Here is a 19,642-nt window from a genome sequence, read left to right as displayed (position 1 = left end):
AGAATGTTTGCCGAGATCAATACCAATAAGCGTAACGTTTTGCATGATGACCTTCTCCTGAAAGAAACACCCTGCCAGCATACCGCTCACAGGGTGGTGGGGACCATCTCATTAAACGCTTCAATGTTATTGCGGATCGATAACTCACTGCCATCCTCAGCCATCAGTACACGACTGTTGGTTCTACCCCTACGTAGTTGGTCTGGCTAATCCCTTTCTACGACGGGACTTTCACCCGCAAGATCAGCCCGGCGTACCGTTCATTACATTATTCTAATGCGACAGAACCCATTACCTGCATTTACTGGCACGCCGCATCAATGACATAACTTTTTGTAATTCTGACTTTTTTTAAAAAGTCTATATCATGGGAAATAAGGATTAAAGTGCCAGGATAGGCTTGAAGAATATCGATTACATGCTGTCGTGTGGTTATGTCAAGGTTGTTAGTCAGTTCATCAAGAATTAACAACGGCGGGGCTTTGGCAGCAATGCAGGCCAGTGACAAACGTGCTTTCTCTCCTCCTGAGAGCACAAAAACTTGGGCGGGAACAAGCTCGTTTTGCCGAAATAGGAAATTGCTGAGGTGGTTGCGTAATTCTGGCTGACTCCAATCTGGGACAACATTCATCAACGCCTGCAGCACCGTGTGGTTAAGGTTAAGATTGGCATAGTGTTGATCCAAATAACCAATGTCTCGGGGTTGAGGTATCAGCCAATCACCACGACGTATAATTTCCGGATCTCCAAGAATCGCGCGTGCTAATGTAGATTTACCGCTACCATTGCGGCCTTTTAGCGCTAAACGTTCGCCTTGTTGTGCAAGACTAAAATTAATATTTTAATTATTAATCGATTTGCCAGATATTTTGCCATGCGCCATATCGGCAGTTTTACGAAAAAACCGCACCATCATCAGGATTGCCCCGAGTAAAAATGTAATAAGGAAGCCAATATTGATACCTTGCTGACCTTGTTTTAAAGGAAAAGCCAGCAAATAAGAAACAGGAAGGCCGAATATCCAGAGCAATCCCATATTAACCCACATCGGATACCAGACGTCACTCAAACCACGTAACACTGCCATCAGTAAGTTACGCACAGCATCAGCAATTTGAGAAAAAGCAACGATAGCCAGCATGACCTTTGCCAGCCCTATCAGAGCCACATTTTCCTCTGCCCCCAGATTGATATACAAGCCGATAATAGTCAGTGGATTTAGCAAATATACAATTGCGATAGCTATCATACAGATGATGACCAGTACCAAACCAACATGACCAATCTTCCTTATCAGATTATATTCACCATTGCCAACCGTATAACTGACCAAAATAGTACAAGCCTGCCCGATTCCCATAGGGATCATTAGAGCAACGGTAGAACACTGGATCAATATCTGTTGAACACTCAAAGCACCCACACCGAGCCAACCGACCATAATGTTAATCGTACTAAAAATCAGTAATTCACTGGCAAACTGTATTGTAATAGGGAAACTAATCTGAAAAAAAGCCACCAATCGTGCTGGATCCCATAGCACCTTGAAATCAAACAAATGGTAATGAGTGAAATTTTTGGAAAAGTATAAATAAATAAAAACACTAATCGCAAGAGTCCAGTTAGCAATTGATATACCATAGGCCCAGCCAGCCATACCCAATGTAGGCAAACCAGCGTAACCATGAATTAAAGCATAGCCAAGCAATATCGTGAAACCCAAGTTCAGTGCACTTAATGCCACGACAAGATATCCCTTCTTAAGGGGAAAAAACATTTGATGACAACTTGTCAATAGTAAAGAAGGAATGACACTCCATGCCATTGCGCGAAAATAAGGATCAATCAGCGGCACTAACTCTATAGGCTGATGCATCCATACCAGCAATTTCGTTAGGTTCCAGAATAACAACGAACCAATAACACCGAGAACGATACTAATCAACCAAGCCTGCCGGATTTCCATGCCAATCTCGCGAAGCTTATTCTGACCATAATAACGACTAACAATGATGCCAACAGCTAGCAACGGCGACATGGAAACAACCATTATAGTGTTACTCAATGCAGCTACTAGTGCACTAGCAGCCAACTCTTGCTTGCCAAGATGAGCAATAAACAACATACCGATAAAACCCACAGCGATATAGAGAATGCGTACACTTAAAATGGGTGTAGCTAGTTTCACAATTTCCTTAAAGTAAAAAAAATTATTCTTTGTTTGCATACTTACTCCTAGGCAACCATTCACCGGCATACCATTGACCAATAAAAATTGGTTTGTTAGCCGTTTTTCACATACCAACACCCTTTAAGCATCGATGGTGACGGTAGCTCCTTCAATATCCGTCAGTTTTAGCAGCTTCGGAATATGAGAAGCGCCCGTAAATTTTGATTGCTGGTTAATTGCTGTAGGTAATCACTGAATTCTTTCATCAACGTTTTGTTAAGTGCATTGCCTCGTCCAGGTTTATTTAATGTTAGGCATGCTATCTGATTAGTCATCCACTCTAATCGTATTCTTTGCATAGTTTAATTATCCTTCTGTGATTGCTGGGAGTTTTCATATTGTCGACAGTGGTTTTTAGAACCTCTGAAGCGATATCGTCCGCAGGTTAATTGTGGTAATTCATAGGAACTAATTTGAGGATCTATATCCTGATAAAACCACTCGAAATATTGTTCATGATTTATTTCATGACGATTCTGTAGTAAGCGGTGGTGTTCAGTTTTTCGTAAGTGTGTATTGTAGCCTTTAACTACACTGACGGAAAAAAACTCACCGAGAGAGCATAAAAAAGTATGGGGCAATCGTCCTGAAGTTCTTTATGGGTTATAAATAAAATAACTGACACTATCTTACTTAATCCCTTCCCATCAAGGGTCCAGCGATGAAAACATACCCAATTAAAGTGGCTTTTCGCGGTATCAGCCCCATGTTCTGTCATCGGTGCATACGTCACTGGCGGCTATTCACTCCATCATCCAGATCGCACAAGACCAGCATGACGAAGAACGGCTTTAACAATATAAATATTCATGGTTAGATAATTGATGCTGAGTCCGTTGAACTGTTGGTTTTACCACCAACTAACTAAACTGCTCCACGATTTTTTATGCTCTCAATGGGAAATTTGCTGTAGGAATAATTTTTGGCTTGTTTTTAAATTAATGCTGGTTATTATTTAATTCATTTGTTTTTATTTTAATAAAATAAATAAATTAAGTTATCAACATCATATACAACATCATTAATTAAATATAATTTTTCATTAATACATTGAATTAACCCCAAATACTTAAATGATGTTTATTTGTTACTCTTTATTTATTATAAACAAAGAGTATATAAAACCACTTAATCTCTTGAGGTTTAAGTTTTATGGTGCTATTTAAAATGATGTTCAATGATTAATTGGACTTGAAATGTATCAGCAATAACTATTGCTATAATATCTTTATATAAAAAGGAAATGCCATGAAAAACTTTGATGTAAATAAAGTCGTAAAAGTCAAATCCCCTTTAGGATCTTGGTCAGTCAATGATAAAAAAGATGATTAATTAATTCATTACCCCTCCCCAAAGAAATTGGGGAGGGGTAACATAAGGAATAGTAAAATGAAAATTGCTAACATTAATTATGATTACGCTCATTTTCGTGAAACATTCAAAAATAACATAAAAAATTCATTGTCGTATCTTATTGAGTGTAGTGGGGCTGATTTACATATCCCAGAAGACTTTCAGCTACGATGGAATATTTGTGGCGCACATTATTTGGCTGTGTGTGCGGCAGAAAAAGAAAATCGTGAATTATGTATTAATTATTTAAAATATGCATCAGAGCAATCTAGATTTCATGCAAAAAAAAATCATGAAATTGAAATTACTGCATTGGATTATCATGTACAGTCTGAATTTGATATCAATATAATACTAACCACTCTTAATGGAGATGATAAAGGTGTGAAGGTAGGTTTCCAAAACAGTGAAGATATTATAATTATTGAAGAAAAGGAAAAAGTGAGTACAGCATTAAATCTCCTAAAAAAATTTGATATTGATTCTTATAAGGAGTGCTTAGCATTTATTGACACTATTTATCTTACTGGTAGTACTGAAGGATACTATATCCGTTCAGGATGTAGTTTTAATTTATGGGGATTAGTGTTTCTTTACGCAGAACCAAAAAATACCATCCCATATTATATTGAACATATTGTTCATGAATGTGCTCACCATACCTTAAACATTATTAATGCAGATGACTATATTGTCGAGAATGACCCGAATGAAAGATTCCGGGCCCCGTTCAGAGAAGATTCCCGGCCAATGATAGGGATTTTTCATGCTATTTTTGTATTATGTAGAATTTCTCAATCATTACAAAAATTTGTTCATTATTATGATGGAGAATATAATAATGAATTCGCAAAGCGTTTAACTATATCTATCAGTAAATATCATGATACGTTGAGTATAGTTGAAAATCATGCAAAGCTTACTTCGATAGGGAAAGGCATTCTTGATGATATCAAAAATGTTATGTTAGGGATATGTAAGAAATGATAACCGATTTTTTGAAATTGAGGTACGCTGAATCCATATATATATTATCATCACGAATTTTTATTTCTATTGTTACCCTATACTTTTTGAAAAACGACAGTGTGTGGTTATCATCTTATTTTCTGTTTTCTTATTTTATGTCCAGAAGTGTATTTGGCATTTTTTTTGCTCATTCATTTGAAAAAAGAGAAAAAAAGAAAACACTTATGACATTGATATTACTATTCATAAGCATATTATTATTTGCGATAGCTATTGGCTCAATTAACATAAATGGTTTTTTCTTTATTATAATTGCAATGGGAATTGGTTTCATTGATTCACTCTTCATTTCTATTGTTAATGCGTTCATTCCATCTATTGTAGATAACAAGATGATAGAGAAATCTTTTAGGCAGACTTTTCTCATTCAGGCTTCTAATAATTTATTTGGTATTGCACTTGGGATGGCAGGATATGAATCAATAGGTATTACAAATATGCTATGGAGCATAACAGGCGCATCATTCATTGTTATATTGATCCTCTCATCTTTAAAAAATAAAGGAAGATATACTTATTCTGGAAAATCTGACACGCATGGTAATGTAAATAAAACGATAAAAGTATTTATTGGTTATCGTTTTGAACCCTATTGGGCTTTAGCTTCTTTGCTTATCAATATGTCGCTTGCTCCGTTTTCTTCTCTCGTTATACCTTATTTTGTCGTAAAGGTAGCAGGTGATAAGCCTATCATGATTGGTGTTATTGAAGGATGTGCAGCGGCAGGAGCTATATTTTCATCTTACTATTTTCAAAAAAAGGCAGAGTTACTGATTGGTAAGGTACGGAGTGTCATCATTTCTTTCGGGGTTTTAGGACTTTGCTTTTTATTACTATCTATTGTTTGTCATGTTTTTATTTGGTGTTTATTGGCATTCTTAATGGGAATGGTAATTATAATAAATAATGTGTGTATAGAATCTTCCCGTGCTATCGCTATCCCTGAAAAAAACCGCGTAAAAGTTCAGGTCATGCACAATGCTTGTATTGTTATTGGCAACCCACTCGGTTTATTAATTACTCCATTTTTAATAACAAATTATGGATATACCGCTGCATTGATGGCTTATTCATTAATAGTAATACTTGTTGCTATTTTTATCCGATTTATCCCTCTTTTTAATGAATTACTATCAAAAAATCAGGAAGACATTATTAATCTTTATGAAAAAAAATATGGTGATTTATGAATGTATTATTGAAAATATCACTTTCTTATGAAATTGATAAGAGTAAAATTTATGGCAGGCATCATTCAGCCCACCTTACTCAAACCGCAGGCTTATTAAGGAAACATGGATGTCAAAAAGAAGTGATCACAGCTGGACTTATTCACTCTATTTATGATGAGGACAGCATTTATCAAAACAGTGGCGTACCGATTAATGATAGAGCAAAGATCATTGATATCGTGGGTAAAGATGCTGAGGAATTAGCTTATTATTATTCACTGGCACACATTCTTGCAGATTATAACAGTATTATTTCTACTGAGCGTGAATCCATTTTTCCTGAAAGATTAATTGGCAATCTCGCTGATATTCTTGTCTGTGATATTATTGAACAAATCATATGGTGTGTTGATGAAAAAAAAATCTTTACTTATCTAGATGCTTATGGGCATCTCTATAAACTTTTTCCAGTTATACCCTATTGTAAGGAAAGTATAAAAGAGGATTATCACTATTATTTACAAGAGTCAAAGTTGGACTAGCGGGAGCATTTGAACAAAAACTTACGGTTTTACTCTCGCAGTTTTTACTCAAACCGTAAATGACGGTATAACACTCCGCCTGCTCTTAATTGGACCCTGTTTCCGATTTGAGAGCATAAAAAAGTATGGGGCAATCGTCCTGAAGTTCTCTATGGGTTATAAATAAAATAACTGACACTATCTTACTTAATCCCTTCCCATCAAGGGTCCAGCGATGAAAACATACTCAATTAAAGTGGCCTTTCGCGGTATCAGCCCCATGTTCTGTCATCGGTGCATACGTCACTGGCGGCTCTTCACTCCATCATCCAGATCGCACAAGACCAGCATGACGAAGAGCGACTTTAACAGTATAAAGATTCATGGTTCGATAATTGATGCGGAGTCCGTTGAACTGTTGATTTTACCACCAACTAACTAAACTGCCCCACGGTTTTTATGCTCTCTCCGCTCTGGTGTTTACAGTTCAGTGAGGAATAATAGTGTTATGGTCATTATTTGGTTGGTCCGGCACAGCCAGGATGACAAACAGGAGCAGGCTGACTTTGTAGTGTATGCCCGCAGAGAGCAGGCTGACCGCCTTTCTCAGAAATTGCACTTATTATGCGAATCCAAGCAATTGGATATATAACAATGAAATATAATATCTATAAAAACATAGTGGATTATGTACAATAAGAAATAAAAAGGCTGCACTCAGAGCACAGCCTTGAAGTAATGATAAAAATTAATTATAAGATTATTTTTTCTTATATTTAATAAATTTCATTTCAACTTTATTATATGTTATTGTTGATATAGCTATAATTATTGAAATTATAATTAATACAATAATGTTATTGAGCAATAAACTACCGGTATCCAGATATCTTCTTCCTCCTATCATGGGAGTAAGTTCCATACTAGTCGTCTTTTGGATTATATACATTGCTGTTGTAAAAATTAATATTATTACTGCATGGATCATATATATTGAACATGATATATTCCCCAAGTGCCGAAGATATTTAGTACGGAAGATATGAGAAAAAACCCCTCTTTGATATGCGAAAACAAAAATAGTAATGAGAAAAAGTGAAGTGCAAATTATTCGCTTTGCATCACCTTCATAGGCAGTAAAAAAAAGAATGAGTATTAAGCATATAGCTTCCAGAATACTTGCCACAATGGTATTGATTTTTATACCAGAGAACATTCTGAAAATGCTATAGGTAAAAGCTCCACCAAAAAAACAGGATAATCCACGATTAACAGCTTGCTGTAGCATATCATTGCCACTAACAAGCAACCATAAGGACACTATAAATATTGATGTCCAAACTATGGGAGCAGTATTAATTTTCCTGCATATGACAATTGTCAGATAAAACAAAATATACACGTAAAATTCAATGCTTAGACTCCATGACGGATAATTAAATGACAGTGCATGTGTCCAGGAAGTCCATGATTGAACTAAAAACAGATTTGGCAAAATCTCTGATAGTGAATTATTCCCAGTAAATGGAACTGTATCAAATTCAATTCCAGAAAATTGATGGATCAAGAGCCTACAAAATTCTAATGATATAAAGATTAATAACATAAAAATATGCAGTGGAAATATCCTGAGAAATCGCGAAGATATATATGGTATAAATTTTGATTCCTTGTATGCATAGCTATGAGCCAGTACAAATCCACTGAGGGCAAAGAAAAATTCCACTAACATATAACAATTGCGAAAAAATTTAATCTCAGTGAATGCACCAACAATATGTAAATGACGGGCCACAACAACTAAAGCCCATATTCCTCTGAAAGCGTCCAGAGATTCAAAGCGTTTCATCATACTTATCTTAATCAAGATATAATTTTTAACGATATTCAATCATATAAAAATAATTATTAGGATTTGTATTTGGGTCAGTATGCGGGCATTCTGAACAAGTATTTAAATCAACTTTTTCATAATGCCCACATTTTATCCGCATAGTCAAGTTTTATTAAATAACTATATAAATAACTATATACACACTCAAAACGAAACCATATCTGCCGGATTAAGTGTGCCTATCACTCCCAGAGCGCCTTTAATTAATGGAATAGCTACCGGAGAGAGATAGGTACCCAGCGGAATGCTCGGGTGCTCAATGCGGGTAAGCATGGTAAAGTCGAGATTGCGTCCGGTGAGATCATCGCTGATGGCTTTGCCAATGCGAACCGTCTGCGCTACTCCATGACCGCTCCAGCCATGCACCATATACACAGGTACACTGTCATCGCTTTTACGGGCATCGGTAGCACCGTTCAGGGTCATATCGCTGATCCCTCCCCAAGAGTATTCCAACTCAGGTTTTTCCAGATGTGGGAACACGGTTCTGATGCGATCAAGCAAATAGTTGTTTACATCACGCGGTGACCAGGAGTTACCGGTGCCCTGCCCACCAAACAGCAGACGGTTGTCGCGTACCCCACGATAATAATCTATCTGTAACTGTGTATCGTAGATCGGCAGATCTGACGGGATCAGCTCTTTGATAGCCACCGGCAATGGCGGAGTTACCGCCACATAAGTGAAAAAAGGTACGGTAGTGGAAGGGCCGGAGATAAACTCCCCGGTGGAGGCATGCACCCCCAGTACCACGGCTTTACTCGCCCTGATAATTCCCCGTTCCGTTTCTATGACCGCGCTGCCGGCATCCTGCCTGATGCCTTTTACTTTCGTGCCGTCATAGACTCGTCCACCCAGTCTGGCAAAGCCATAGACCAATCCTCTCAGTAGCGCCAGAGGCTGAACCTGTCCACCGCCGCTGTCGATATTAGCACCATGATAGAGACTCGAACGCACATATTCTTCCTGCAATTCATGTGGCCCGATAACCTTCACTGCCGTATCTCCCAGATGGCGCCGGGCATCGGCATTAGTCACCAATGGTCCCATGTGCCCCGGATGTATCGCTGCTGTGATATGACCATATTTGCGATCACATTCAAAACCGTAACGCTCCCGGAGTTCATCTACAAGATTCATCGCTTCAACTGATACCAAACTCCATAACCGTTTGGCCTCATCGGGTGAAAAATTTTCCAGAATAGTTTCAGCGGACCAGCGAGCAATTCCGGGAGTCATCTGCCCCCCATTGCGGCCAGAGGCTCCCGAACCAATGTTATCCTTTTCAACCAGAATCACATCCATACCCTGTTCTGCAAGGTGCAGCGCGGTGGAAGCACCCAGCAACCCGCCTCCAATGACTACAACCTCGCAATTCTGATCTCTGGAAAAACTGCCAAAAGTCGGCCAATCTGCCAGAGAAGCCTCATAGTAGTTGGCTGGCATCGTTTTTTCTGCTGCGTCTCTATGCCAATTCCAGATGCGCGGATCTAATCCCAACCGACTGGCTCTGTACTGTGCATCCTGCAACAGCATCGGCCGGAATTGGTCAATATTGACACCTGAAGCATCGGCCGCAGTTAAGGTTCGAGCAAGCAGAGATGTGGTGGGAAGTATAGATGAAAGAACGCCCATCCCTGCGAGGGTTGCGGCAGTAGAGATAAAGTCTCTTCTGTTCATTGCCATTTCAACACTCCTTTATGACCGGAAATTACCCCTTAACCTGACCCGGAATATTTCCCTGTGAGTGAATCCTGTTCTCTGAGCTGTATTTATTGCTGCCCCGCCTGCCCTTTCAGAGTGGCGAGGATCAGTAAGATAACAGTGCCGACAAACGGGATGAGATGTAACAATAACCACCAGGCACTACAGTTGATATCGTGCAGGCGGCGGGCAGTTACCGCCAGCGCTGGCAAAAAGGTGAGCAGCAGATAGATAGCGCTGAACCACCCCATATAAATTTCGGGATTGGCGACAGCAAACCGCCTTTCCAGAAAAGAGATGATGAGAACAATCAGAATCTGAAACAGAACGAAATACCAGAACTCCTTACGCTGGGCTTTCCCCCTGAAACAGGCATAATTCTTTAATGCTTTTAAATACCAGTGCATTGTTATCCTCCCTTATGAACCAGCGGGTTCCTCGTCTTACCGCCAGCCAGTAACCAGTAACGAGTTCCCAGCCATTACTTGTTCTGTTCAGAGTTCAGATCGAGCAACACAGATTCCAGAACGTTGAGCGCCTCGTCAAAAACATCATCTTGTATAGTCAGCGGTGGAAGGAAACGGATCACGTTACCGTGTACACCGCACGCCAACAGAATCAGGCCACGTTCCAGCGCTTTCTGACGCACCGCGTTGGTAAAGCCGGCATCGGGTTCCTGACTGTCCGCATGGTTAAACTCCACCGCAATCATCAGCCCGAGTCCGCGCACGTCGGCGATCTGCGGAACACGCGGCCGCAGTTCATGCAGATATTGTTTTAGCCGCTCTCCCAGCTCCGTCGCCCGATCAGCCAGCTTCTCTTCTTCAATCACATCCAGCACCGCATGGCTAGCCGCGATCGCCACCGGATTACCGCCATAAGTTCCTCCCAAGCCCCCCGGTACCACAGCATCCATCAGCTCTGCCCGACCCGTTACAGCCGCCAGCGGAAATCCTCCCGCCAGACCTTTTGCCATCGTAGTCAAATCGGCCGCAACCTTATAATGTTCCATGGCAAACAGTTTGCCTGTACGCGCGAAACCGGTCTGGATCTCATCAGCAATGAGTACAATACCGTAGCGATCAGCAATTTCGCGTAGGGATTCGAGCAGTTCGGGAGGGGCAGAATAGAAACCGCCTTCTCCCTGTACCGGTTCGATGATGATGGCAGCCACGCGTGTAGGCTCAATATCGGTTTTGAAGAGATTCTCCAGCGCATTCAGCGTCTGTTCCACGCTGACACCATGCAGCCCTACCGGAAACGGAATACGATAAACGTCGCTAACCAAAGGGCCGAATCCCATTTTGTACGGCGCTACTTTGCCGGTTAATGACATACCGAGGAAAGTACGTCCATGAAAAGCGCCGCTGAAAGCCACCACGCCGCTGCGTCCGGTGGCGGCCCGCGCGATCTTCACGGCATTTTCCACTGCCTCAGCCCCAGTGGTAACAAAGACGGTCTTCTTCACAAAATTACCCGGCACCAGACGGTTCAATCGTTCGGCTAGCGCGACATAATTTTCATAAGGCACGACCTGATGGCAGGTATGGGTAAATTGTTCCAGCTGTTCTCTGGCGGCGGCAATGACACGCGGATGACGATGACCGGTATTCACCACGGCAATTCCGGCGGCAAAATCAATATAGCGCTGCCCCTGTACATCCCAGATTTCAGCGTTTTCCGCACGTTCAACATAGACTTGTGTAGTCACGCCAACGCCTTTTGCGATAGCCGCGCTGCGCCTTTTGGCTAACATAGATTCAGTCATGAATAACAATCTCCTGAACAATTTGAATGAGTGGGCTTCATCAAACAACCGCCCTGTGTGATTCAGTGTATGATGACGGCAGGATCACCAGACGCAGTGAAGGTACTTCACCATCGGCCGACTGGTTAACATCCTGGCTCTTCAACAGCGAACCTGAACGCATTCCCGGCACGGTTGAAGTCACGACACGCGCATCATCATTAATAATCAATGCCGGCTTACCGATAGCGCCCAGAGCCGGCAGAAGTAACCGATCCAACGTCGAAACCAGCATATCCACCGCCGCTACACCAACAAATTCCGCACCGATAAGCACCGGATGGGCTATCGTAATCGTGTAGGCACCGTTGCAGACATAATCCACATAGGGGCCGTCAATGACGGGAATATGACGGCTGGCCGGCTGCCGGAACCATTCAAATAACCGGAAATCCAGATGCCTGCGCTGCTCCTGATTGTGTTCCAACTGCGCATACTGAATGGTATCCCCTTCCTGACGCCACCACTCCAGCGTCCAGTAACCGTCCTCCTCCCCGACCGCCTTTGTTGCCGCATAGCCGGCAAATCCTGCCCCATTACACCAAGCATTGTTACGCAGTACATCGTGGATATGTTTTTGCAAAGCGTCGCGTTGCTCCCGTGACAAGCGAACACCTTCCGTATGATTTAACGGCTGCTCCAATAAAATACGCTCTGCCTTTTCCGCCAGAACTGCGGTGGCCTGCCGGGCCGTGACCAGAATCTCGTTCAGGATGCTCCTTGCCCGTTCGACATGTATATCGTTGTACATATTCCTCCTTCCTATCCTGAGATGAATGCAGCCGTGTTACTCGCGATCAGAACTCTGCAAGAATGGTGCACCAGTATCCACACGCAATTTGCATTCAAGCAGGTGGTCGGTTATTTGGGTAATCATCTTCTGCGCCAGCGGGTAACAAGCCAGATCATCACCCTTATACAAGGCCGCCAAGAGCGTACGCCAAGCGTTGGCAACCTCACTGTGAACGGCAGCCTCCCGGTATAAATGCACGATCAAAGGCGTCCATTCAGCCTGAATCTCCAGCTCCTGATTGGCCAGTCTGGCCGACTGTGACTGGGATGCCAGAGTTAATAGACAGCGCATATCTGCCTGTATACGGGCATCCGGTTGCGTCGCGGCCGCAAAGCTGTCGATCAGTTGCTCAAGCTTTTTCAGTTCACCCTGCGTTGAACGTTGAGCCGCAAGCCTCGCGCTGTGGCCGATCACTGCACAGTGAAACTCGCTGAAATCTGCCAGTTCACCTGAAGCCACCAGCCGCAATGGGTGATATTTCCGCATCATCTCGACAGAAACCTGACACACAAAACTACCGCCATGACGTCCGCGACGAGTATCGATCAACTGTCTGGCACGCAGCGTATTCAGGGCGTCACGAACCGTTACCGGTGACACCCCTAACCGCCGCGACAACTCGTTTTCGTTAGGCAACTGCTCATCAGCCTGTAATATCCCGGAGATGATCGCGTTGCTTAAACGTTCCACAACCTGCTCAGTCCGGGTAGCCTGATCGAGCGGTGCATAGATGATGGAATATGCTGTCATTCTCTAAAAAATACCGTGGCAATGCAGCGCTTGCGTATCCTCCGGTACCGGAGTGATAGCATCCCAAAGTTCAGCCACTTTGCCGTTCTCGATACGCCATAGCTCAAAATAGCTGTGACGTACTCCGGCAATGCTTCCCTCAGAATGGGTCAGGACAAACTGCCCGTCGGCCACTGTACGGTGGATTTTTGCATAATGCAGGCCCTGCCCTTCATCCTTGAGTTGCTTAAGAAACGCAATGACCGCAGCCGTACCATCGGGAATATCGGGGCTGTGTTGGCGGAACCCTTCACCATTGGTGTAGTTTTCAAACTCATCATAGTGTCCGTCGATCAGGGTACGGGTGAAGAAGTTAAGCACCAGTTCGCGGTTTCTCTCTCTTTCAGGGCTATGGCCTGCTTCAGTCGGGCCGTCTAACTGAGTCCGGCCACTGGCGTTGGGCGCAGCCTGCGGCACTAAGCCGTCCCAGTGCTCCACAATTAAGCCATCGGCAACCCGGTACAGATCGAAGCCGACCAACGGCTGATCGTCTAACCCCGTAAAACGGCCGTGGATAGCAACCAGATCACCGTCCTGTAGTACGCGATACGCTTCATGGTGCAGTTCAGGATGTGACTGAACCCACTCGCGCAGCCCAGCAAGACCCTCTTTAACCAACGGGGAATGTTCGATGAAATCCGGCGCAAAATAACGCTCAAGCGCCCCCACATCATGCTCAGTAAACAATTCGTGGTGCGCGCGCGACACTAAATCTCGTGGAGATCTATTTGGATTCATTATGGGTGTCCTGTATTAGTCGTTGGAACTCATCACGTGTTTGATACGCGTATATTCATCGAAACCATAAGCCGACAGATCTTTACCGTATCCGGAGTTCTTGAAGCCACCATGCGGTGCCTCTGCTGTAAGAGGAATGTGGGTGTTAATCCAGACAGTTCCAAAATCAAGTTCACGAGACAGGCGCAACGTGCGACCGTGATCGCGGGTCCAGACACTGGAAGCCAACCCGTATTTCACATCGTTAGCTTTCTCGATAGCATCCTGTTCTGTCTGGAACGTCTGCACTGTGATCACAGGGCCAAAAATCTCAGTCTGAATCATTTCATCGTGCTGTTCCAGACCGGTAATCACCGTAGGTTCGAAGTAATATCCCGAACGATCGGCCTGACGACCTCCTGTTTCGATACGGGCATGGGCAGGCAGACGCGCAATGAACCCTTTGACCTGATCCAACTGGCGAACATTGTTAAGCGGCCCATACAGCGCCTCTTTATCTTCTGGATCGCCAAAACGAGTGGCTTTAGCTGCCGCCACCAGTTTAGTGACGAAAATATCGTGAACAGATTCATGCACCAGCACCCGTGAAGCTGCCGTACAGTCCTGACCAGCGTTGAAGTACCCTGCGGTAACAATGGCTTCCACGGCTTTGTCCATATCGGCATCGGCAAAAACGACTACCGGCGCTTTGCCACCCAGTTCCAGATGCGACCTGGTAAGATTGGCCGCCGCCAAAGACGCAACCTGCACACCTGCACGTACGGAACCGGTGATAGAAACCATAGCCGGTGTTTTGTGTGAAACGACCAGAGCGCCCGCGCTGGCATTACCCAGCACCACGTTGAAAGTGCCGGCAGGGAAGAGCGGAGCGGACAGTTCAGCCAGCAACAACGTACTCTCCGGAGTAGTATCGCTCGGTTTAAGCACCACAGTATTACCTGCTGCCAGAGCGGGCGCTATCTTCCACACCGCCATCATCAACGGATAATTCCATGGAGTCACCTGCCCTACCACGCCCAGCGGTTCACGCCGGATACTGGAGGTCATACCAGAAAGATATTCCGCTGTAGCCTTGCCTTCCAAAAAACGAGCGGCACCGGCGAAGAAGCGAATATGATCCACCGATGTCGCAATCTCCTCAGAGGCAATCAGATGCTTGATTTGCCCTGTATTGCGGCTTTGCGACTCAATCAGACGTTCAGCATTTTTTTCGACCGTATCAGCCAGTGCTAGCAACGCCTTCTGTCGTTCCGAAGGTGTGCTGCGTCCCCATATTTTAAATGCCTCTTTAGCCGATGCATAAGCAGCATCAACATCCGCCACGGTCGCGTTAGGAGAACGCGCATAAGACTCACCAGTGACCGGGCTTACCAGATCAAAATATTCGGAACCTTCAGATTCAATATACTGACCATTAATGAAATGCCTGAGCGTCGGAACCGGCATGGTTACCTCCTGATGGATTGAGTGAATAAAATATAACCTATGATTTAATATATTTAATTGTTTCATTTTCGTCAAACTTGTAGCAAAAATGTAAAAAATCAATGAATTTATACACATATGTGTAACTTATAACTTTCCCATCAGGAAAAATATGTAAATTTGTGAACGGGATCGAGGATTTTTATGTTTTACGCTTATGTTTTACGAACTGGCGGCAATTAGGAAGACGACAGAGATAAATCCTTAGTAAGACAGAGAGCACAATGCTATGCCAATGCAGTTTTTCTTTACTGACGTTACGATCGATAAGTACGAAATATCATTAAATGATGAGACGAATCATGAAAGAACATCCTGATTTATGGGCCGATTTATTAAATGGTCTGAAAAATGCCTGGCCACAGATATCTGGCTCTATTCTGGCCATCATGATTTGTTATGGCCGATTGATTTATGACGGTGTTGAGCGGAAAAACCGCTGGGTTGAACCACTGCTGTGCGGCGCACTGTCCTGGGGGTTTTCCAGCGGATTGGAGCTATTTGGTATTCCGAGCAGTGTTTCACCTGCACTCGGAGGAGCTGTCGGCTTTATTGGTGTAGAGAAGATCCGCGAGTTTGCTATTCGCGCTATTAATAAACGTTTAGGAGATAAATAATGACAAGAGGGATACGTAACAATAACCCGGGCAATATTCGCCATCATGATAAATGGCAGGGTTTAAGCAATACACAAACTGATAAATCATTTTGCCAGTTTATCGCACCGGAATGGGGCATTCGGGCAATGCTGAAAATCCTGCGCAATTACGAGCGTAAATATGGGGATAATACCATCCACCAGTTTATTTCCCGCTGGGCACCACCCAATGAGAATAATACCGAGAGCTACATTGCCTATGTATGTAAATCCGTTGGTGTACCGAACAGTGCCGTGGTAGATGTCAATAATGCAGTCATCATGACCAGACTGGTAAAAGCCATCATCCGGATGGAAAACGGTCAGCAGCCTTATTCAGATGCTGTCATCGCGCGAGCATTTGAATTGCTGTAAAATTCCTGCCTATATACCCAATGAATTTCGAGTTATAGCCTGAAAGACGACGGGTATACATAACCGCCGCCAATACATTGGCGGCGGTTAAATCCCACCAAAGTAGAACATTGATCACAGTTAGCAGCATAAGCCACTCATCGGAAAGTAATTTGCGTTACAACTGAAAACCCATTAAATACACATAAATTAACGTTCATTTTTATTTTAGCAAAATCAAAATTGAAGAGGGATGATATGAAGTCACGTGCTGCTGTTGCCTTTGGTCCAAACCAACCACTCGAAATTATCGAAATTGATGTTGCTCCGCCTAAGGCAGGGGAAGTCCTGATCAAAATCAGTCATACCGGTGTCTGCCATACCGATGCCTTTACGCTTTCAGGCAATGATCCCGAAGGCTTATTTCCTGTGATTTTAGGGCATGAAGGCGCGGGTGTGGTCGTTGAAGTGGGTGAAGGTGTCACGAGCCTCAAACCGGGAGATCACGTTATTCCATTGTATACAGCGGAATGTGGCAAATGTGAGTTTTGCCTATCCGGTAAAACTAACCTCTGTATTGCTGTCCGCGAAACTCAGGGTAAAGGGCTGATGCCGGATGGTACAACCCGTTTTTCTTATAATGGACAACCGATATATCACTACATGGGATGTTCAACATTCAGCGAATACACTGTCGTGGCTGAAGTTTCACTGGCAAAGATTAATCCGGAAGCCAATCATGAACATGTTTGCCTATTGGGCTGCGGGGTGACTACCGGTATCGGTGCGGTACATAATACAGCCAAAGTCCAGCCCGGCGATTCTGTTGCCGTTTTTGGTCTCGGCGGAATTGGACTTGCTGTCATTCAGGGCGCCCGTCAGGCAAAAGCAGGACGCATTATGGCCATTGATACCAATCCGGCTAAATTCGAACTGGCCAGACAATTCGGTGCAACTGACTGCATTAACCCTGATGAGCACGACCAGCCTATTCAGCAGGTGATTCTGGAGATGACTAAATGGGGCGTTGACCATACATTCGAATGTATCGGTAATGTCAATGTGATGCGAGCCGCTCTTGAAAGTGCCCATCGGGGTTGGGGACAGTCAGTCATCATCGGTGTGGCAGGTGCCGGACAGGAAATTTCTACCCGCCCGTTCCAGCTTGTGACAGGCCGGACATGGAAAGGAACGGCATTCGGCGGCGTAAAAGGCCGCAGTCAGTTGCCCGGAATGGTGGAAGATGCCATGAAAGGTGAAATTGAGCTTGCACCTTTCGTCACCCACACCATGCCGCTGGAAAATATCAATGAGGCTTTCGACCTGATGCACGAGGGGAAATCAATCAGGACAGTAATTCACTACTGATGGTGACACGCTGACGCAGTATTTGAAAAATCATTTCGATATTTATACCCAAAGGATTTCAGAGAGAAAAGTAATGAAAAGAATCGAGCACCACGCTTGTTTTGGTGGCTGGCAAGATGCCTATCAGCATGAGTCAAAAGTTCTGGGTTGCCAGATGAATTTTTCAGTTTTCCTGCCTCCCCAGATTAAAGACAGTAAATTACCGGTATTGTACTGGCTTTCCGGGCTGACCTGCACCGAACAGAATTTCATCACAAAATCAGGTGTTCAGCGTTATGCGGCTGAACATGGCATCGTTATTGTTGCCCCGGATACCAGCCCGCGAGGTGAAAATGTTGCGGATGATCCTGCTTATGATCTGGGTAAAGGTGCGGGGTTTTATCTCAACGCATCAAAACAACCCTGGGCTTCACATTATCGCATGTACGATTATGTTGTCTCCGAATTGCCTTCACTGATTGAAGCAAACTTTGCGGTAACGGGTATACGGGCAATCAGCGGACACTCAATGGGAGGCCACGGTGCGTTAATTATTGCATTGAAAAATCCGGGACGTTATTGCAGCGTATCAGCATTCTCGCCTATCGTGGCACCCAGTCAGGTTCCGTGGGGAAAAAAGGCATTCTCTGCCTATCTCGGTGAAAACGTATCTGAATGGAAACAGTATGACGCGGTAGAATTAATCAAGAATGCGGAAGAACGACTCCCCATTCTGATTGATCAAGGTCTTAATGATAATTTTCTGGAAGAACAACTGCGCCCTCATTTATTGCAAAATATTTGCGATGAAACCGGCTATCCCGTGTCACTAAACTTTCGGGCAGGTTATGACCATAGCTACTATTTTATTGCCAGTTTCATTGAAGATCATATTATTCATCATGCCAAAGCCATGAAATCATATATTTAGAAAGCGCAAGTTTTAAGTTTTGAGATTATTGACAGCTAAAAGAGGAGAGTTCTCCTCTTTTTCTTAGCCATAAATTCAAGGCATTGATATAATTTAAAAATTGATGTGATTTAAACATTAATATGATTTAAACATAGCATTCAAAGTAGAAAAGAAATATATCATAATAATCCTACTACAATTAACAAAGGAAATGATTTACTTTAGAAGCGAAAGCATGAAACGTTATTCATTATTAGGGTTTTATTGTGTTTGATTTTGTCTTTATTATTCCTTGGCGAGCAGTCACGAAAGCATTTTATATCTGGTATATGAAAGAATATTTTTCTATGGCAGAACACCATGAAGACTCTTTACAAGAAAAATTGAAAAAATATCTATCTCAGTCATTACTTAAAAAAATTCATGAAGCTACCCGTTGTCATGCTCCCGGAGAATTTGATGATTATGGTTCTAACCAGTTAAATATCATGAATATTATTTTGTTAAAACCCAAGATGGCTATGCTTATTGGATAGATGTGGACTTAGTCCCAGTAAGTAAGAGTGATGCTGTTTCTAAAGTAGAGATTGTATTCAGGGAAAAGGAAAAACATCCAGTTCACAACTAATCTTTCCTATTGAATAAATATCATCGGGCCATTTTTTATCAGGTTTCTATTCGGCTAACCAGTATTAAAAGCATATCCAAAACAACATGTCTGCATCAATATGTTTACATTCACAGGGTGTAAATAAAGTATTTCATTATCAAAACAATCAATACTAAACCCAATAACAATTCTAAAATAAAATAACAACGAAAAACACTATTAGTATTTTTAATTAAACACATCAAAAATAAATTAAAAAAAAGCCT

The 19,642-nt window shown here is 43.0% G+C and carries 20 protein-coding genes; 9 read left to right on the top strand and 11 right to left on the bottom strand.

What is annotated here, in order from left to right; genetic code table 11:
* Nucleotides 1-210 (top strand): hypothetical protein (locus FE394_RS02975; RefSeq protein ID WP_319924919.1); only part of this gene is annotated, 210 nt, incomplete at its 5' end.
* A gap of 91 nt (nt 211-301) precedes the next feature.
* On the opposite strand, the gene FE394_RS02970 is transcribed toward FE394_RS02975, so the two are convergent.
* Nucleotides 302-838, bottom strand: a complete 537-nt coding sequence (locus FE394_RS02970) for an ATP-binding cassette domain-containing protein (protein ID WP_319924920.1) — start codon at nt 836-838, stop codon at nt 302-304.
* Nucleotides 839-841: 3 nt separating this feature from the next.
* On the bottom strand, nt 842-2,227 hold the full coding sequence (locus tag FE394_RS02965; protein ID WP_319924918.1) for an MATE family efflux transporter: 1,386 nt from the start codon (nt 2,225-2,227) through the stop codon (nt 842-844).
* A 1,392-nt stretch (nt 2,228-3,619) separates the two neighbouring features.
* On the opposite strand from FE394_RS02965, the gene FE394_RS02960 reads away from it, so the two are divergent.
* The 3 genes from FE394_RS02960 to FE394_RS02950 all read left to right on the top strand — a co-directional run bounded on the left by FE394_RS02960 (nt 3,620) and on the right by FE394_RS02950 (nt 6,326).
* Nucleotides 3,620-4,570 carry an aKG-HExxH-type peptide beta-hydroxylase gene (locus FE394_RS02960; RefSeq protein ID WP_319924917.1) on the top strand — a complete coding sequence of 317 codons (951 nt, stop codon included), beginning with the start codon at nt 3,620-3,622 and terminating at the stop codon, nt 4,568-4,570.
* A 137-nt stretch (nt 4,571-4,707) separates the two neighbouring features.
* Nucleotides 4,708-5,802, top strand: coding sequence for an MFS transporter (locus FE394_RS02955; RefSeq protein ID WP_319924916.1), 1,095 nt, complete (start codon nt 4,708-4,710; stop codon nt 5,800-5,802).
* On the top strand, nt 5,799-6,326 hold the full coding sequence (locus FE394_RS02950) for a DUF6817 domain-containing protein (RefSeq protein ID WP_319924915.1): 528 nt from the start codon (nt 5,799-5,801) through the stop codon (nt 6,324-6,326). The genes FE394_RS02955 and FE394_RS02950 overlap by 4 nt, the downstream gene beginning before the upstream one ends.
* 466 nt (nt 6,327-6,792) lie before the next feature.
* Here the strand turns inward: FE394_RS02950 and FE394_RS02945 are convergent, their stop codons facing one another.
* The 9 genes from FE394_RS02945 to FE394_RS02905 all read right to left on the bottom strand — a co-directional run bounded on the left by FE394_RS02945 (nt 6,793) and on the right by FE394_RS02905 (nt 15,476).
* On the bottom strand, nt 6,793-6,924 hold the full coding sequence (locus FE394_RS02945) for a hypothetical protein (RefSeq protein ID WP_319924914.1): 132 nt from the start codon (nt 6,922-6,924) through the stop codon (nt 6,793-6,795).
* Between the two features lie 141 nt (nt 6,925-7,065).
* Nucleotides 7,066-8,157: an acyltransferase family protein gene (locus tag FE394_RS02940; RefSeq protein ID WP_319924913.1), complete on the bottom strand. Its 1,092-nt coding sequence runs from the start codon at nt 8,155-8,157 to the stop codon at nt 7,066-7,068.
* A gap of 186 nt (nt 8,158-8,343) precedes the next feature.
* The gene (locus tag FE394_RS02935) at nt 8,344-9,885 is read right to left on the bottom strand and encodes an NAD(P)/FAD-dependent oxidoreductase (protein ID WP_319924912.1); all 1,542 of its coding nucleotides are present in this window, start codon (nt 9,883-9,885) and stop codon (nt 8,344-8,346) included.
* An 86-nt stretch (nt 9,886-9,971) separates the two neighbouring features.
* Entirely contained in the window at nt 9,972-10,310 is a 339-nt protein-coding gene (locus FE394_RS02930; RefSeq protein WP_319924911.1) for a DUF805 domain-containing protein, read from the bottom strand.
* Between the two features lie 74 nt (nt 10,311-10,384).
* Complete coding sequence (locus FE394_RS02925) at nt 10,385-11,671, bottom strand: 4-aminobutyrate--2-oxoglutarate transaminase (RefSeq protein ID WP_319924910.1); 1,287 nt, start codon at nt 11,669-11,671, stop codon at nt 10,385-10,387.
* A 40-nt stretch (nt 11,672-11,711) separates the two neighbouring features.
* Nucleotides 11,712-12,461: a cache domain-containing protein gene (locus tag FE394_RS02920; RefSeq protein WP_319924909.1), complete on the bottom strand. Its 750-nt coding sequence runs from the start codon at nt 12,459-12,461 to the stop codon at nt 11,712-11,714.
* 36 nt (nt 12,462-12,497) lie between these two features.
* Nucleotides 12,498-13,253, bottom strand: a complete 756-nt coding sequence (locus tag FE394_RS02915) for a FadR/GntR family transcriptional regulator (protein WP_319924908.1) — start codon at nt 13,251-13,253, stop codon at nt 12,498-12,500.
* A 3-nt stretch (nt 13,254-13,256) separates the two neighbouring features.
* A complete protein-coding gene (locus tag FE394_RS02910; protein WP_319924907.1) occupies nt 13,257-14,030 on the bottom strand; it encodes a nuclear transport factor 2 family protein in 774 nt (257 codons plus the stop codon).
* A gap of 15 nt (nt 14,031-14,045) precedes the next feature.
* Nucleotides 14,046-15,476 (bottom strand): gamma-aminobutyraldehyde dehydrogenase, encoded by a 1,431-nt coding sequence (locus FE394_RS02905; protein WP_319924906.1) that lies wholly within the window; start codon nt 15,474-15,476, stop codon nt 14,046-14,048.
* Nucleotides 15,477-15,817: 341 nt separating this feature from the next.
* Here FE394_RS02905 and FE394_RS02900 point away from each other — a divergent pair, with 341 nt between their 5' ends.
* The 5 genes from FE394_RS02900 (at nt 15,818) to FE394_RS02880 (ending at nt 19,302) form a co-directional block, all read left to right on the top strand.
* The gene (locus FE394_RS02900; RefSeq protein ID WP_273556614.1) at nt 15,818-16,132 is read left to right on the top strand and encodes a phage holin, lambda family; all 315 of its coding nucleotides are present in this window, start codon (nt 15,818-15,820) and stop codon (nt 16,130-16,132) included.
* On the top strand, nt 16,132-16,527 hold the full coding sequence (locus FE394_RS02895; protein ID WP_319924905.1) for a structural protein: 396 nt from the start codon (nt 16,132-16,134) through the stop codon (nt 16,525-16,527). Before FE394_RS02900 ends, FE394_RS02895 begins: the two co-directional genes overlap by 1 nt.
* Before the next feature lie 237 nt (nt 16,528-16,764).
* Complete coding sequence (locus FE394_RS02890; protein ID WP_319924904.1) at nt 16,765-17,874, top strand: S-(hydroxymethyl)glutathione dehydrogenase/class III alcohol dehydrogenase; 1,110 nt, start codon at nt 16,765-16,767, stop codon at nt 17,872-17,874.
* Between the two features lie 73 nt (nt 17,875-17,947).
* Nucleotides 17,948-18,784, top strand: a complete 837-nt coding sequence (gene fghA / locus FE394_RS02885) for an S-formylglutathione hydrolase (protein WP_319924903.1) — start codon at nt 17,948-17,950, stop codon at nt 18,782-18,784.
* Nucleotides 18,785-19,032: 248 nt separating this feature from the next.
* Complete coding sequence (locus FE394_RS02880) at nt 19,033-19,302, top strand: YqhG/Tai3 family protein (protein ID WP_319924902.1); 270 nt, start codon at nt 19,033-19,035, stop codon at nt 19,300-19,302.
* Nucleotides 19,303-19,642: the final 340 nt, after the last annotated feature.

The sequence above is a fragment of the Xenorhabdus littoralis genome (assembly GCF_033949345.1).
GTDB classification, from domain to species: domain Bacteria; phylum Pseudomonadota; class Gammaproteobacteria; order Enterobacterales; family Enterobacteriaceae; genus Xenorhabdus; species Xenorhabdus littoralis.
This window is presented reverse-complemented; position numbering and strand designations above follow the sequence as displayed.

Bases quoted from the DNA above. Each gene is read 5' to 3' on its own strand.
- FE394_RS02965 (WP_319924918.1), bottom strand. From the start codon at position 2,227: ATGCAAACAAAGAATAATTTTTTTTACTTTAAGGAAATTGTGAAACTA.
- FE394_RS02960 (WP_319924917.1), top strand. From the start codon at position 3,620: ATGAAAATTGCTAACATTAATTATGATTACGCTCATTTTCGTGAAACA.
- FE394_RS02955 (WP_319924916.1), top strand. From the start codon at position 4,708: ATGTCCAGAAGTGTATTTGGCATTTTTTTTGCTCATTCATTTGAAAAA.
- FE394_RS02950 (WP_319924915.1), top strand. From the start codon at position 5,799: ATGAATGTATTATTGAAAATATCACTTTCTTATGAAATTGATAAGAGT.
- FE394_RS02940 (WP_319924913.1), bottom strand. From the start codon at position 8,157: ATGATGAAACGCTTTGAATCTCTGGACGCTTTCAGAGGAATATGGGCT.
- FE394_RS02935 (WP_319924912.1), bottom strand. From the start codon at position 9,885: ATGGCAATGAACAGAAGAGACTTTATCTCTACTGCCGCAACCCTCGCA.
- FE394_RS02930 (WP_319924911.1), bottom strand. From the start codon at position 10,310: ATGCACTGGTATTTAAAAGCATTAAAGAATTATGCCTGTTTCAGGGGG.
- FE394_RS02925 (WP_319924910.1), bottom strand. From the start codon at position 11,671: ATGACTGAATCTATGTTAGCCAAAAGGCGCAGCGCGGCTATCGCAAAA.
- FE394_RS02920 (WP_319924909.1), bottom strand. From the start codon at position 12,461: ATGTACAACGATATACATGTCGAACGGGCAAGGAGCATCCTGAACGAG.
- FE394_RS02915 (WP_319924908.1), bottom strand. From the start codon at position 13,253: ATGACAGCATATTCCATCATCTATGCACCGCTCGATCAGGCTACCCGG.
- FE394_RS02910 (WP_319924907.1), bottom strand. From the start codon at position 14,030: ATGAATCCAAATAGATCTCCACGAGATTTAGTGTCGCGCGCGCACCAC.
- FE394_RS02905 (WP_319924906.1), bottom strand. From the start codon at position 15,476: ATGCCGGTTCCGACGCTCAGGCATTTCATTAATGGTCAGTATATTGAA.
- FE394_RS02900 (WP_273556614.1), top strand. From the start codon at position 15,818: ATGAAAGAACATCCTGATTTATGGGCCGATTTATTAAATGGTCTGAAA.
- FE394_RS02895 (WP_319924905.1), top strand. From the start codon at position 16,132: ATGACAAGAGGGATACGTAACAATAACCCGGGCAATATTCGCCATCAT.
- FE394_RS02890 (WP_319924904.1), top strand. From the start codon at position 16,765: ATGAAGTCACGTGCTGCTGTTGCCTTTGGTCCAAACCAACCACTCGAA.
- fghA (WP_319924903.1), top strand. From the start codon at position 17,948: ATGAAAAGAATCGAGCACCACGCTTGTTTTGGTGGCTGGCAAGATGCC.